The organism is Fictibacillus sp. 26RED30, assembly GCF_015903845.1.
In the GTDB taxonomy this organism is placed as follows: Bacteria; Bacillota; Bacilli; order Bacillales; family Fictibacillaceae; genus Fictibacillus; species Fictibacillus phosphorivorans.
In genome coordinates this window covers 55650-68778 of sequence record NZ_JACZDV010000001.1, presented here as the reverse complement: position 1 = coordinate 68778, position 13129 = coordinate 55650, and the positions used below count along the sequence as shown (strand labels likewise).

The window sequence follows — 13129 nt, the reverse complement described above, 5'->3', positions numbered from 1 at the left end:
TATGGAAATTTTTAAGATTGCTGAATTAAGAAAAACATTTAAAAATGGTGATGTGAAAGAAGAGGTACTAAAAGGAGTGAACCTTAAGCTTAAGGAGGGTGAAATTACAGCGTTGGTCGGTCCATCGGGGTCTGGTAAGAGTACCCTGCTAACCATTGCTGCAGGACTGCAACCCGCATCAGACGGGAATATTTTATTTAATGGACATAACTTAACTTCCATGACTTCAGAGGAAATGCGCAGCATAAGAGCCAAGAAATTCGGTTTTGTTTTCCAATTTGCACATCTTGTCCCTTTTTTAACCGTTCGGGAGCAATTAAGCCTCATGTTAGATGTATCTGAAGTGAAAATGAAAAATGAAAAACGTGAACAAGAAATTGATTATATTTTAGACCGTGTTGGTTTATCCCATCGAAAACATGCTTATCCCTCTTCTTTATCCGGTGGAGAGAAACAGCGTGTAGCTATCGCTCGAGCGGTTATTCATAAACCGAAAGTTCTTTTTGCAGATGAACCGACTGCAAGTCTGGATACTAAGAAATCTAAAGAGATTATGTCACTCATCCAAGATCTAACGAAAACGTTAAACATTACCACTCTTATGGTCACCCATGACGAGGAAATGCTTTCTTATGTTGATCATGTTGTTAGAATGAGCGATGGTTTGGTTGTGTAAAATAAAATATACCGTTCAATGCCTATTGAGCTTGAACGGTATATTAGGGTTAAAAAGGCTTTTTTGCGTCCACTATTAAAGATACAAAACCAAGTTTCCCGTTTTGATTTCTATGATCAAAGCGCATAGAGCGATAAATATATCCTTCACTTTCATCCCAATCCTGTGTATGAAAATTTCCTTTCTCATCACAATATTCTAATAGAGTAACAGAAAAACCCGCTTTTCTAAACATAGATGTAATTGTTCTATAATTATGTACAATCTTATGACTTGCAGCAGGATGATCTTTCGGCCCAGGACCTCCTATTTGTACACCCATTTGATAATCTTTATCAGGAAAAAAGCCATCTGGTACTGCACAACGAATGTGGCCACCTGGCTTTAAAAAATCAAAGCAAATCTTTGCCGCCTCGACTCCCTCTGCAAAAGTCAAATGCTCCCATACGTGTTCAGCTAAGATTGCTTGTAACGATTCACCTGAAAATCGCCTCTCCCAATCAAGCCGCTTTAATAAATTTAGTTCTGACTCCTGCGTCTGCAGCCAATTGGGATTATTATTATACTCACCTGCACCGATTACAACTTTCATATCAGCTTGTTTATTCACTCTAGAAAACACGCCCTATCATTCGGAATTTGAATTATAAAATTAATTCCCGTGCAAAATTGTTTTTCATAAACGAACTCAAAACAGGAGTATCATTATAATCTAAATAATTAACACCTTACGTATTTCCGCTTAAAACCAACCTGACCTTTATCTATCGCCTTTTGAATATTTTCAGAAGCAAGTAGATACTTCGCTTTTTTCTTGTCCTGTTTCATTTCTACCGGTCCTATAGCGTTTGCTGTCTCAACCGCTTTTTCATGTAATGGCACGTAGGATATCCCTACTGTATAGACAAAATTATTCATTGAAGATTTTGTTCGTTCAGGTGCATCATGAATGGTATTTTTTACGACCTCAAGCATTTTTTCTAACTTCGTTCTTGAGAATTCGCTGTCTGGCCGATTTCCTAATAGCCAGCAATAACAACTCCATCCTGCTGACATCTTGAGCTCATCACCGCTTGCAATCCATTTGTCAGCAACCTCTTGTGCAATATCAGTTTCAGCTAGTGTGACTGCTACCACAAAATCGGATAACATATAAAAATAAGCTCCGTCAATCCAACGCTCAAAATCATTTTCAGTCATGCTGGTCGGATCAGCTATGATTCCTGCAAAGTACATCGCATCGTAATTTCCTGTCGCGTAAAGTTCCTCAGCTAATGGCTGATTTCCTTTAATCTTTTTAGCGATAGGCTTCATCGCACCAGTAGCTACACCAAACACCGGTTCGTTGGCACCATTGGATATATACATCTTCTTGTTCCGTTCCTTGCCAAGGGCTTCAAGTTCCTGCATTACATCTTCTGCATTCATTTATTACACTTCCTTTTTTGTTTTTAATTATTACGTTGGAAAAAGGGCTCTACTAACTTTGTTTGGGCTAAAATTATATGATCTCTTCGTTCACTATCCCAATCTTTTCTTCGCGATTGCTTAATTAGATTCCTCTTTCATCGACAATCTAGATTGGCCCATAAAAAAGAGTGCTCTTTCCATGACAGAAATGCACTCCTTTGTTTAACTACTCATTTGTAACATTATTGTTATGAATGCTTTGTGGACACAGAAATCTTCAGTGAGAATCAATAATTTTATAATCTTACAATCACTTCAGTTCCATCTTGTGCTTTCACATTAACGAGCTCTAATCCTTTGTGCTTTTTTAGCTCTTTAATAATAGGTTTCAGTTCTGATTGATCTATGGAAGGAATGGTGAAGGCTATGTTTTTCTTTTCTAGATGAGGTTTCGACCATTTGTTTACTTGTCGAATTAATAACTTAGAAGTGATAATGGATATCCCTATATTTAATAGGACATAAGGAACAGGAATTGAGAACTTTGCCTCTTTTGTTTTCACGTTTACATGTAACATGTTAGCAGCCTCTACTCAATCGTAATTGAAACGGTATCCCCGTTCGCTGATTTCACATCAACAATCTGTCCATCCAGTTCGTTTTCAATGGCTTCAAGTATTAGGTCGATATCAATATCTTTTACATATTGTTCAGATTGAGGAATCTTTAGAGCAATGTTGTGACCTGCTGCTAGTACAACCTTTACTAGTTTGATGGGTAGGTTCACGTTCACATTGTCACTCTCAGATACAACACGTATCTTCAAGGTTTTATCGCTATAGTTAGAAGATACCCGAGATGAATGGTCTAATGGTTTAAGTGTTGTACCCTGTTCTTTTTCTTGTAGGACCTGAATTAACTCTGAACCTTTATCCGTATCAATCTTACCATCTTGCACCATCGTTAAGACTTTCTCAATCTCACTTTTCATTTTTATATCCCCCTATTCATCCTTTAGCATTTTGATTGCTTCATCTGGAGAAATCTCTCCGCGCTCAAGCATCCCAACAATCTTTTTCTCATCGACCTCATTCTTCTTTTTGGTTTCATATCCTAATGAAGAGGCTATGTCGTTCAGCTTGCCTCGAACGGTTGGATACGATATCCCTAGCTCTTTTTCAACCTCTTTAATATTGCCTCTGCATACAAGAAAGACTTCCACAAAATGAAGCTGCTCTTTCGATAGTGACGCAAATTTAGACAATTCGAATTCGTTCTCAATTGTCGTGTGACAATGTGCGCAGTGAAGTTTAGTAACCTTTAATGTTTGTGAACAAACCGGACAATTTGTAAGTAATGGGTGAGCCATCTCATTCTCCTTTCTTTAATTAATTTCATTATATACTATAAAATCAATAAAGTTAATATGGTGATTTAATTATTTTATTTTTTTTTCAAAAAAATTAATATATATTATAAAATTATTAATTTTTATAAGAAAAGAGACCTTCCTAAATGGAAAGTCTCTTCTTTCTGTTTGTATTCATAATATTAACCCTTTTTGCTCACCTGCGATTGATCATCCGTATTCTTTTCCAATACATTTACAATGTAGTCTTTGCCCCATTCATACATCGCCTCTAAAATTGGTAATAGTCTTTCTCCATGCTCAGTAAGGGAGTATTCCACTTTTGGTGGAACTACAGGATAAACTTCTCGATGTACGATTAAATGATCTTCCAGTTCTCGTAATTGGTTTACAAGCATCCTCTGAGTTATACCCGGCATAAGAGTCTTTAATTCACCAAATCTTTTCGTTCCTTCCTTGCCTAGGTGCCACAGAATCAACATTTTCCATTTACCACCTATTACTGCAAGAGTTAATTCTTTTTCACAGTTAAAGTCCTTATCTCCTAAATTAGGCATCTACATCCATTCTCCTTTATTTCATCCAATAGTATACTTTTTGTAACTATATGCGGAAAAAGTGCGTACTTTAAATTTATTTACATACTGAGTATACTAAACAGCATGCTAGTAAGTAAATGAATATTAACATTTACACCCAGCCACTCAGTGCAACAAAATAAAATTATCTATAAGGAGAGATTATATAAATGAAATTACAATTAGCATTAGATCTTGTGGATATCCCGGGAGCAATCGAATTAGTAAAAGAGGTAGAAGAGTATATTGATGTCGTAGAAATTGGTACACCAGTGGTAATTAATGAAGGTCTTAAAGCAGTAAAAGAAGTTAAAGCTGCATTTCCTAACTTAACTGTTTTAGCTGACTTAAAAATTATGGATGCAGCTGGATATGAAGTAAGCCAAGCATCTGCTGCAGGTGCAGACATCATAACGATTCTCGGAACCGCAGAAGACGAGTCGATTAAAGGCGCAGTAGAAGAAGCTAAAAAACAAGGAAAACAAATCCTTGTCGACATGATTGCGGTAAAAGACATTGCAGTCCGTGCTCAAGAATTAGACGAACTTGGTGCCGATTATATCTGTGTACACACAGGCTACGATCTGCAAGCTGTAGGTAAAAATTCATTCGAAGATCTACACACTATTAAGAGCGTTGTAAAAAATGCTAAAACGGCAATTGCCGGTGGAATCAAATTAGAAACACTCCCAGAAGTGATTAAAGAAAACCCTGACCTGATTATTGTGGGTGGCGGTATCACAAGCAAAGATGATAAACGAGCTATTGCACGTAAAATGCAGGAATTAATTAAACAAGGTTAATTTAACGATGAAGACTACTCAATATTTAGCTGCAGTCGTTGAAGAATTAAGCCAAACGGTAAACTTAATCTCTGATGAAGAAACAGAGAATTTAGTAGATCAAATCTTAGAATCCAAAAAAATCTTTGTGGCTGGTGCTGGCAGGTCTGGATTTATGGGTAAATCTTTTGTGATGCGGATGATGCATATGGGGATTGATGCTTACGTAGTTGGTGAAACAGTAACAGCTTCCTTCGAAAAGGACGATCTATTAATCATTGGGTCAGGTTCAGGAGAGACCAAAACGCTAGTTGCTATTGCTGAAAAAGCTAAAAGCTTGGGAGGAACAGTAGCAACAATCACCATTTCTCCTGAATCAACCATTGGAGAATTAGCAGATATTACTGTTAGACTACCCGGAGTAACGAAAGACCAATCTGAAGGTGATTTCAAGACTATTCAACCAATGGGATCTCTATTTGAGCAAACAATGTTGTTAATTTATGACGCCATTATCTTACGTTTTATGGAGAAAAAAGGATTAGATTCTAATAAAATGTATGGCAAACATGCAAATCTTGAATAGAAGTAAATAAGCAGAAATGGCCACATTTATAGGATTGTGGCCTTTTTTGTATAGTAGTAGCTACAAGATTTCCAAATGGAGAGACTTCAAGAACTTGACGGACGGAATTACATTAGGCTAGATGTCTTATCCAAAAGTTTATGTTCTTCAAGAAAATCAATGTTTTTTTTCTTGCTCGCATATTCTTTTATTTGCTTTCCAATGTTCGCATAAAGCTCTAGATTTTCGAGCTCTGAAAGAGGAACCCACTTAACAGCCGTTTGATTCGGATCAGGTTTTTCCGGTAATCTGGGCTTAGATCCACTTTTCAATGTACAATCAAACAGCATGACTAACGTGTGTGTTTGGCCATACTTATTTTCGTTCAGATGAGGAGCATACTCATAGACAAAAGCTAATGGACCTACCTCCACATCAATATTCGCTTCTTCTCTCGCTTCCCTCTTTACAGCTTCGATCAGAGATTCATGAGGTTCCGCTCCACCAGCTGGAAAATCATAAAAAATTCCCCGATATGGATCATCAAACTCTGTTAATAATATTTCATTATTTTCAATAATGAGTGCACCCACTCTTACTCGTATATGATAGGTCATTTCTTTAATCCCCCGCTATCAAGTAAAATTCGTTAAAGCTTTGTCCCAAACTCTTTCAACACTTACTAGATTCTCGTTATTGAATTCCAGTCTATATATATCAGGTTTTGTTGTGCTGTAAAGAAATTCTATGTCGAATGAGGAATTAAAATAATTCATCATTAAAGTCATAACGGCACCATGAGTTCCGATCACCATATTTTTATCTTGATACGTACGTAAGAGTTCCTTCAAAACTAGTACTGCCCTCTTTTGACAAGCAGCATTTGATTCGCCATTCTCAAAATAGAAGGTGAAGTCTGCAAAGGATTTTTCTAGAAGAGGACCGAGCTCTTTATCATCTAACCTATTGCCACTAGAAGAAAATACTCTTTCTCTCAGATCCTCCATAACCATTACTTCTTTCCCTGTATGTAGAGCTACCTGTTCTACCGTTAAAATAGAACGAAGGTAAGGGCTTGAGACAACAACATCAATCTTCTTATCTCTTAAAAGTTCAGTCACACGACGAGCGTCTTCGTACCCTTTTTCCGTTAATCCTCTCGTCCGTTCATTGCCTTCCTTTGGTGAGTCACCATGCCTTACCATATATACTGTTGTGCTCATGGGATTCCTCCTAACTTAATAACAATGATATAAGAAATAATATCGGCAAAAAAACACCCAAAGCTATTTAAAATCCTATTCCATCTCTGGTAGATTCACTTTAATATTTTGTATTTAAAAAATGCATCCGTGTTGATATAGGAGTAATCTTTACTTCTTCTTTAATGCATCTATTATTAAAAGTGTACACACGGCCATTGTTCCGCAAAAGAACAAAATGGAGACTATTAACATCATTAATCCATTATATAAAGTACCAGCAGTAATCGGACCTTCCGAACCATTATCATAGATAGATGCGGTAAACATTATAGTAACAAATCCAAAAACCATTACCATTAGTCCGTATCCAAATTTTTTCATGAAATCACCTCAAACTTATTTATGTCATATATTATGTCTTTATTAATGCTCATTTGTTCAATAAGTTCATAAAATAGGTCTTAATTCTTCTTAGATTAATGCACGCAACCCATTTGTTGAATAACTAATTATTAAAATTCACTTGTTTTTCTTCAATTAGTTTAATACAACTTTCAGAACCAATATAATCAACTATTTCATAACTTCTTTTATCTACTTTTTTAATGTTACATACTCCCACAATGTGTTCACCAATATGTACAGATAATAAATATACTTCTCTTCTAAGGAATATAAGTACTCTCTATATGTCTCATCTTTTATTTCTTTAATATCATTTATTTTTAATAATTTCACTTCTGGTTTAACCATAATAGCTCCCTAATTAATTAATATTTTGCGAAGCAATCCTGCCGAATTTATTCAATACTTTCAAAAAAAGCGTTCATTTTTCTCAAAATCAACTTACCAGATTGTAGAGTAAAGAGTTACAAACTCGTATTGCTTAATGTAGTCTCTTTTTCAATATCATCTTTTTTTCTTCTCTAGTTCTCGGAGTCTTTTCTCCAACTTCTTTCTTTTTTCCATTTCATAAAATACTAGTATAAAAGCTGTTCCAGCGATAAAAGATGTTAACCATTCCATGCCCATTCAGAACACTCTTTTCATTAAATAGTATCATCCGCAATCCTGCTTCGTTTGTTAAATAATCTTTTAATCGGGAAAAGCGTAATAAATGCTACATTAAAGTACTAACCGTTAGAATTGAGATTATCATTGCCAAAGCTTTCCCTTATTAATGTCGTTTGTTTTTTGGTAAGAATGACCAATACCACATATACATAGCAAATAATGCTTGTCGCTATAAAACCATAAAATAATACTGTAATAGAAACTGGTCCCCATACCTGTATGAATGTCCAGGTAAATCCTAATAAGATTTTTGGAAATAAGATTACTAAAATCAAAATTGCAACGAATAGCAACGTATGTATGGATAACATTAAAATCCTTTTACCTTTTAATGCTCTTCTTTCTCTTTGTTTTCTAATTATCTGTCTTATTGTTCGTAGTAATAATAGGATAAAAATAACACCAAGGACAGTGAGTATACTAAGAAGAACTGTCGCTATTTTGTCCAGTTTTTGATAACTGTCAGTTTGTTTGGTTGAAACACTTTTACCTTCCCATATATCCATAACACTTTGGCCGATCGATGTCGTAAAACTTGAATTCATATTAGAAAGGATTGCTACACCTAATTCTTTATCTGGCTGCATAATGATAAACGATGAATATGTTGGGTTTTGCCCTTCATGCTGAATATATTGTTTTGCTTCCTTTTTTACAACTTCCCATCCGCTAGCATAGTAAGAATTCTTATTAAAAGCAGCCCCCGATTGATCAGGATGGTGCGATTCTTTAATCAGTTGCTTATTAAACGCTTTATTCGAATCAGATCCTAACTGTAAATTCATCCATTTCGCAATGTCAGTAGTGTTGCTGATAATATAGCCAGCGGGTATGTTCCCGCGATAAATAGGTGGTGTGTATTTCTGCTCTCTCAAAAATCCTATCTTATAGCCTTGTGCGACCATAGATGGCTGAAGTTGGTGGAGACCAACGAAGGAATCTTTCATCCCAATAGGTTTTAATACCTGATTTTTTATGTAAAAATCATAGGGTTGTTTCGTTACATTTTCAATTACAAGTCCTAGAACATCGTAATTTATTGTTGCATATTCAAACGTGCTTCCTGGCTTTCGATTCAGTTCCTGATTCAATAATGTCTTTACGTTCAATTCAAGTGCGTTTGAAGCATTACTTTCAGGAATTTGCGCTATAGAATTTGATGCGATTCCGCTTGAATGATAGAGTAACTGATTCAGCGTAATGGTTTGAGGTTCTCCCTGATATGTAAGCTTCAGCCATGGAATATACTTTTGAACACTATCAGAACGTTTTAACTTCCCTTCCTTCTCCAAACGAAGAATGGCCAAACCGGTAAATGCCTTAGTAGTTGATCCAATCTCAAATAATGTGCTGGACGTAACAGGTGTTTTCTCTTTCACGTTTTTGTAGCCGAAACCCCTTTGATAAACTGTTTCACCCTTTTCAACGATAACTAGTGATATACCTGGAATTTTACTAATATGTCTTTGCTGTTCAACCAGCTCTTGGATTTTCTCCATTTTTCCACTTGATTCAGCGATTACTAAATGAGCAGCTAGACCATTCAATCCTAGAATCAATGGAACCAAAAAGCTAATTATTCTTACTAATTGTTTCATAACTTTTTCTCCTTGATGGCAATTTCGCATGAATAATAGAAGCATAGATCAATCTATATTTTACAGTTAAACCCAGTTATATAATACTAATTTCATTTCAATTATCCAAAAATTAGTTTTATAGTGTTATTTGTTATACCTTATAAATTTCAAAAAAAGAGCACTGTTAATATCATTTTGATTAACAGTACTATTAAACGTTATTTATATGTAAAAAGAGAATCTCTTTTGGAAATACACTCCTGAAGAAACGCACCCGTTTGTTGCAGAATACTAGATACCTTCTATTAACAATTAATAAATAAATATCCCGTTAATTTGATCGATGATATCTTTCAATTTGTAATTGTTTATTTTAGCTTTGTTAATGAATTCATCAAGGTTTTCGTATTCTTGATGATCTAGATTATAAAATTTAGTCAAACAAATCCCAGTCGCTGTAGGAGTAATAGAATATTCTTCATTATCGAATTTGAATTCAATATCATGTCCAATTTTAAGATACTTTTTTAATTCTTCTAGATCCATTTCCTGCTTCCTTTCTAAAGAAAAGCACCCGTTTGTGGAATAACAGATACAGACGATTATTCCAGCAGATTATTTTTCAAATCGAACTAAAGTTTTTTCTGGTAAAACAAGCTGTTGAATATTAAATCCGTAAATCGGAAGTATTACTTTACCTACTCGTTTATCACGTTCTTCCCCTACCCAACAACTATATAACTCAAAATAATCCCCTTTTTGAAGGTACTTGTCCATAATTTTACATAGTTCTAATAACTTTTGTTTCGACTCATTAAGTGTATCCTCATTTATATACTCTGTGATTTCAATTCCCCAGTGACTCGATACCTCATAAACAAAGGGCGTAGAGAACTGATATTTTCTAACACTGTCTAATTCTTCATCTCCAGCAAAACAAGCACCAATATATATCAACTCTTCTGATTCACTATCATTCACCTGTAGCTGTACATTACAACCAATGTAACTTGCTAAACTCATTTGAAATCACCTCTTTTGCATAATACTAAAATTTAATTCACTAAAAAAGAGCACTTCTCCTTCTTAAAGAAATGCACCCGATCGTAATATAATGTTATCCAGAATTTCTGGTTGACCTTTTGTTGAATAATCAATAAATCTGATAGGAATTCTTATTGTCTGTTATCCCTTTCTTTACTGAGACCAAGACCACATTCAACTATTAAGAGCAACTTATGAAAATGAATCTTTGTTATATAAAACATGCCGTTTTTCTTTATAGACATATTGACAGGAATTAATTTATATCATAAATTATACATATAATAACTATGCATAGATATGCTATGTATATGGAGGTGAACTGTTTATGAAGATAAGCAAAGAATTGCTTAAGGGTAGTACTACTACTCTTATTTTGAGTTTGCTTAATTCTAAACCAATGTACGGCTATGAAATTATCAAAGAACTGGAATCAAAGTCTAATGGGATTTTTAGTTTAAAGGAAGGCACGATCTATCCCATCCTTCACACCCTTGAGGAGAAAGAACTAATTGTATCTTACTGGGGCGAAGGGACTGGAAAGAGAAAGAGGAAATATTACAAGATTAATGATCAGGGCAAAGAATTTATTCAGGAGAAAAAAGAAGAATGGTCCGTTTTCAAGAATGCTGTTGACGAAGTTTTAAGTGGGGAGAAAATCGTATGGGATTAGAAGATAAGTTTGAAATGTATATTAGAGATTTGTTTAAACGGATAAAAAATAAGGATGTTCACGCCCATATAAAATTGGAAATCTACGATCACCTTCATACGCTCAAAGAGGAGGCTATGAGCACAGGACTTTCAGAAGAAGAGGCGATCGAACAAGCATTGGCACGTATGGGAGATGCAGGAGTTTTGGGGAAGCAGCTTAACAAAACACATAAAGCCCCTATGGATATGAAAACCTTGCTGTCCGTGCTGACGGCTTCTCTATTTGGGCTGCTAATTATGTATTATTTGCAATTTCATTCGGCTTTTACAGAGCTTCAAGAAATGAAAGTTTTCAATAAAAGTCTTGTCTTTTACCTGTTGGGTGTCGTGCTCATGCTAAGCCTATTTATGTTTGATTACAGAAGATTGCTGAAGTATTCTAAGCACCTATATGCTGCAACAATCCTCATACTTTTATTAACCGTTCTCATTGGTGTTAGAGTCAATGATGTTCCATTTTTAAATGTAGGCTTCGCCAGTATTAATTTCACCGAAATCACACCATTCCTTTTGGTCATTGCCATTTCAGGAATCTTTCATTCCTGGGACTGGCATGATAAACAAAAGTCTTGGTTTGGAGTAGCTCTTATGTTAATACCTATTTTCATATTGTCGACTACAGGAGCCTTTGCAGCTACTACTATTAGCATCATTGTCTCTGTTGCAATCATGCATACGTCAAGGTCCAGCCTGAAGCAAACGATAACATTCGCAGTTGCTGCTTCTATATGGCCTATCTGGAATCTGCTGGCTCTTTCTCAGAGATATTCGATGGTAAGCCCCTATACCGATCATAAAATAGGTGAGGCTTATTTTATAGGAAGTACCCTTCAGGTGACCCCAAGTTTCATTTCTGAGGTCCATACTGATCTTATATTGGCGTACATCATCTATTCGTTCGGGTGGCTAGCCGCAATCATGGCCTTAGCCTTGGTTATATTTTTTATTTGCAGAATATTAATTACCGCTAAAAATGTGAATCACCCTTATGGAAAATTACTTATTACAGGATTGGCAGCAGTCTTTTCAGCTCAGTTTATACTAAGCCTACTGACGAATCTCGGTTTATCTCCACTGACTGGCGTATCCGTCCCATTCATGAGTTATGGAGGTTCACATTTATTGCTGGAGATGATATCCGCAGGACTGATTCTCAGCGTATATAGAAGACGAAAAACCAAGGAGACAGTTTGTTTGACTCACGGTCCTCAAAGCACTTAAAAGCTACCCCCGTTATTGACCACCAGTGCTGCAAAGAATCCATTACTAAAATCTCAGACTATTTCCAGTCTGAGATTTGTTAATGGTCTACTTTATTGATGATAGAAAAGTGCGAATGATAAATTGGGTTCATTGGTAATTAATTCTCAATTCGTTTATTAACCTCAATTGTAATGAACTTCGGCAAATAATTGGGAGTACATCCTTTTGATACCATTTCATCTTTGTAAAGACCCGTTTTCTCACCAATTTTAATACAACGTTCTCGATACTTTTCATCGTAAACGCCTATCCAACATGCAGTGAAATTCATAGCCCATTGAACTTCCGGTTCTTCCTTCGTAATATTAGCTTCTATTTCAGATAGTAAGTCTGCGGTGTTATCTGGCGATGTTTGTCCAGTCCATCTCAATCGCGCTTGAAAATACCAGAAAGCTCGCCTTTGAAGAGCAGAAGGACTATTTTCCCATGACTCCATCAATGCAATGTTCTTTTTGTTTTTAGTCAGCTGATTAGCCATTAACCAATCCATTAAGTTATTTCGCTCATCAAATGTGTGAGTCTGCATATCCTTATCAAGCTCATTAAGTACTTCTTGTGAAAGAAGTTTTTTGTCCAGAATTAAGATTGCCAATAGTCTTGGTACAAAATCTCCGGTTGACCAAAGTTCCATAGCTAGTTCATGATCTTTTTTAATGTCCTTCGCGATTTTTCGTAAGTCACCTAGCTTAGTTTTACTATTGATCTGAGATAGAATGTTTTCTGCTTTCGAAGAGCGTTTTATTTCTGTGCTTTTATTTTTATTCATTTGACACAACTCCTTATTAGGGCACTGTTTCATATATGTTATTGGCGGGATATATCAATAACATACAACCTTATCCTAACAATGTAAACGGAGTGAATCATTT

At 35.5% G+C, this 13129-nt stretch carries 18 protein-coding genes; 5 read left to right on the top strand and 13 right to left on the bottom strand.

All coding sequences use genetic code 11. From position 1 onward, the window contains the following. The first annotated feature begins 1 nt into the window (after position 1). Positions 2 to 676, top strand: a complete 675-nt coding sequence (locus IHV11_RS00330) for an ABC transporter ATP-binding protein (protein ID WP_197193390.1) — start codon at positions 2 to 4, stop codon at positions 674 to 676. A gap of 49 nt (positions 677 to 725) precedes the next feature. On the opposite strand, the gene IHV11_RS00325 is transcribed toward IHV11_RS00330, so the two are convergent. The 6 genes from IHV11_RS00325 to IHV11_RS00300 form a co-directional block, all read right to left on the bottom strand. Further along, a complete protein-coding gene (locus tag IHV11_RS00325) occupies positions 726 to 1268 on the bottom strand; it encodes a class I SAM-dependent methyltransferase (protein ID WP_197194882.1) in 543 nt (180 codons plus the stop codon). Positions 1269 to 1396: 128 nt separating this feature from the next. Continuing rightward, a complete protein-coding gene (locus IHV11_RS00320) occupies positions 1397 to 2104 on the bottom strand; it encodes a DNA alkylation repair protein (RefSeq protein ID WP_197193389.1) in 708 nt (235 codons plus the stop codon). Between the two features lie 278 nt (positions 2105 to 2382). Then, positions 2383 to 2664: a hypothetical protein gene (locus IHV11_RS00315; protein ID WP_197193388.1), complete on the bottom strand. Its 282-nt coding sequence runs from the start codon at positions 2662 to 2664 to the stop codon at positions 2383 to 2385. A gap of 11 nt (positions 2665 to 2675) precedes the next feature. Continuing rightward, positions 2676 to 3077 carry an SHOCT-like domain-containing protein gene (locus tag IHV11_RS00310; RefSeq protein ID WP_197193387.1) on the bottom strand — a complete coding sequence of 134 codons (402 nt, stop codon included), beginning with the start codon at positions 3075 to 3077 and terminating at the stop codon, positions 2676 to 2678. A gap of 12 nt (positions 3078 to 3089) precedes the next feature. Further along, positions 3090 to 3455: a DUF2089 domain-containing protein gene (locus IHV11_RS00305; RefSeq protein WP_197193386.1), complete on the bottom strand. Its 366-nt coding sequence runs from the start codon at positions 3453 to 3455 to the stop codon at positions 3090 to 3092. A 182-nt stretch (positions 3456 to 3637) separates the two neighbouring features. Then, positions 3638 to 4012 carry a winged helix-turn-helix transcriptional regulator gene (locus IHV11_RS00300; RefSeq protein ID WP_197193385.1) on the bottom strand — a complete coding sequence of 125 codons (375 nt, stop codon included), beginning with the start codon at positions 4010 to 4012 and terminating at the stop codon, positions 3638 to 3640. Positions 4013 to 4203: 191 nt separating this feature from the next. On the opposite strand from IHV11_RS00300, the gene hxlA reads away from it, so the two are divergent. After that, entirely contained in the window at positions 4204 to 4836 is a 633-nt protein-coding gene (hxlA, locus tag IHV11_RS00295; protein ID WP_197193384.1) for a 3-hexulose-6-phosphate synthase, read from the top strand. A gap of 7 nt (positions 4837 to 4843) precedes the next feature. Continuing rightward, a complete protein-coding gene (gene hxlB / locus IHV11_RS00290; RefSeq protein WP_197193383.1) occupies positions 4844 to 5401 on the top strand; it encodes a 6-phospho-3-hexuloisomerase in 558 nt (185 codons plus the stop codon). A 107-nt stretch (positions 5402 to 5508) separates the two neighbouring features. On the opposite strand, the gene IHV11_RS00285 is transcribed toward hxlB, so the two are convergent. From IHV11_RS00285 to IHV11_RS00260, 6 genes are all read right to left on the bottom strand, one after another. Further along, positions 5509 to 5997 (bottom strand): NUDIX domain-containing protein, encoded by a 489-nt coding sequence (locus tag IHV11_RS00285; RefSeq protein ID WP_197193382.1) that lies wholly within the window; start codon positions 5995 to 5997, stop codon positions 5509 to 5511. Positions 5998 to 6015: 18 nt separating this feature from the next. Further along, positions 6016 to 6603 carry a histidine phosphatase family protein gene (locus tag IHV11_RS00280; protein ID WP_197193381.1) on the bottom strand — a complete coding sequence of 196 codons (588 nt, stop codon included), beginning with the start codon at positions 6601 to 6603 and terminating at the stop codon, positions 6016 to 6018. 150 nt (positions 6604 to 6753) lie between these two features. Further along, complete coding sequence (locus IHV11_RS00275; RefSeq protein WP_197193380.1) at positions 6754 to 6966, bottom strand: hypothetical protein; 213 nt, start codon at positions 6964 to 6966, stop codon at positions 6754 to 6756. A 752-nt stretch (positions 6967 to 7718) separates the two neighbouring features. Then, positions 7719 to 9257 carry a class A beta-lactamase-related serine hydrolase gene (locus IHV11_RS00270; protein WP_231620162.1) on the bottom strand — a complete coding sequence of 513 codons (1539 nt, stop codon included), beginning with the start codon at positions 9255 to 9257 and terminating at the stop codon, positions 7719 to 7721. A 294-nt stretch (positions 9258 to 9551) separates the two neighbouring features. Further along, positions 9552 to 9785 (bottom strand): hypothetical protein, encoded by a 234-nt coding sequence (locus IHV11_RS00265; RefSeq protein ID WP_197193378.1) that lies wholly within the window; start codon positions 9783 to 9785, stop codon positions 9552 to 9554. Positions 9786 to 9854: 69 nt separating this feature from the next. After that, complete coding sequence (locus IHV11_RS00260; protein WP_197193377.1) at positions 9855 to 10262, bottom strand: hypothetical protein; 408 nt, start codon at positions 10260 to 10262, stop codon at positions 9855 to 9857. Positions 10263 to 10611: 349 nt separating this feature from the next. Here IHV11_RS00260 and IHV11_RS00255 point away from each other — a divergent pair, with 349 nt between their 5' ends. Together IHV11_RS00255 and IHV11_RS00250 are read left to right on the top strand one after the other, a co-directional pair. Continuing rightward, a complete protein-coding gene (locus IHV11_RS00255) occupies positions 10612 to 10956 on the top strand; it encodes a PadR family transcriptional regulator (RefSeq protein WP_197189825.1) in 345 nt (114 codons plus the stop codon). After that, positions 10947 to 12218 carry an FtsW/RodA/SpoVE family cell cycle protein gene (locus IHV11_RS00250; RefSeq protein WP_197193376.1) on the top strand — a complete coding sequence of 424 codons (1272 nt, stop codon included), beginning with the start codon at positions 10947 to 10949 and terminating at the stop codon, positions 12216 to 12218. The genes IHV11_RS00255 and IHV11_RS00250 overlap by 10 nt, the downstream gene beginning before the upstream one ends. Before the next feature lie 139 nt (positions 12219 to 12357). On the opposite strand, the gene IHV11_RS00245 is transcribed toward IHV11_RS00250, so the two are convergent. Next, a complete protein-coding gene (locus IHV11_RS00245) occupies positions 12358 to 13026 on the bottom strand; it encodes a DNA alkylation repair protein (protein WP_197193375.1) in 669 nt (222 codons plus the stop codon). Positions 13027 to 13129: the final 103 nt, after the last annotated feature.

Excerpts from the sequence above, each read along its gene's own strand:
- IHV11_RS00265 (WP_197193378.1), bottom strand. The coding sequence starts at position 9,785 with ATGGATCTAGAAGAATTAAAAAAGTATCTTAAAATTGGACATGATATT.
- hxlA (WP_197193384.1), top strand. The coding sequence starts at position 4,204 with ATGAAATTACAATTAGCATTAGATCTTGTGGATATCCCGGGAGCAATC.
- IHV11_RS00285 (WP_197193382.1), bottom strand. The coding sequence starts at position 5,997 with ATGACCTATCATATACGAGTAAGAGTGGGTGCACTCATTATTGAAAAT.
- IHV11_RS00255 (WP_197189825.1), top strand. The coding sequence starts at position 10,612 with ATGAAGATAAGCAAAGAATTGCTTAAGGGTAGTACTACTACTCTTATT.
- IHV11_RS00305 (WP_197193386.1), bottom strand. The coding sequence starts at position 3,455 with ATGGCTCACCCATTACTTACAAATTGTCCGGTTTGTTCACAAACATTA.
- IHV11_RS00310 (WP_197193387.1), bottom strand. The coding sequence starts at position 3,077 with ATGAAAAGTGAGATTGAGAAAGTCTTAACGATGGTGCAAGATGGTAAG.
- IHV11_RS00320 (WP_197193389.1), bottom strand. The coding sequence starts at position 2,104 with ATGAATGCAGAAGATGTAATGCAGGAACTTGAAGCCCTTGGCAAGGAA.
- IHV11_RS00275 (WP_197193380.1), bottom strand. The coding sequence starts at position 6,966 with ATGAAAAAATTTGGATACGGACTAATGGTAATGGTTTTTGGATTTGTT.
- IHV11_RS00270 (WP_231620162.1), bottom strand. The coding sequence starts at position 9,257 with ATGAAACAATTAGTAAGAATAATTAGCTTTTTGGTTCCATTGATTCTA.
- IHV11_RS00245 (WP_197193375.1), bottom strand. The coding sequence starts at position 13,026 with ATGAATAAAAATAAAAGCACAGAAATAAAACGCTCTTCGAAAGCAGAA.
- hxlB (WP_197193383.1), top strand. The coding sequence starts at position 4,844 with ATGAAGACTACTCAATATTTAGCTGCAGTCGTTGAAGAATTAAGCCAA.
- IHV11_RS00260 (WP_197193377.1), bottom strand. The coding sequence starts at position 10,262 with ATGAGTTTAGCAAGTTACATTGGTTGTAATGTACAGCTACAGGTGAAT.
- IHV11_RS00250 (WP_197193376.1), top strand. The coding sequence starts at position 10,947 with ATGGGATTAGAAGATAAGTTTGAAATGTATATTAGAGATTTGTTTAAA.
- IHV11_RS00330 (WP_197193390.1), top strand. The coding sequence starts at position 2 with ATGGAAATTTTTAAGATTGCTGAATTAAGAAAAACATTTAAAAATGGT.
- IHV11_RS00325 (WP_197194882.1), bottom strand. The coding sequence starts at position 1,268 with ATGAAAGTTGTAATCGGTGCAGGTGAGTATAATAATAATCCCAATTGG.
- IHV11_RS00315 (WP_197193388.1), bottom strand. The coding sequence starts at position 2,664 with ATGTTACATGTAAACGTGAAAACAAAAGAGGCAAAGTTCTCAATTCCT.
- IHV11_RS00300 (WP_197193385.1), bottom strand. The coding sequence starts at position 4,012 with ATGCCTAATTTAGGAGATAAGGACTTTAACTGTGAAAAAGAATTAACT.
- IHV11_RS00280 (WP_197193381.1), bottom strand. The coding sequence starts at position 6,603 with ATGAGCACAACAGTATATATGGTAAGGCATGGTGACTCACCAAAGGAA.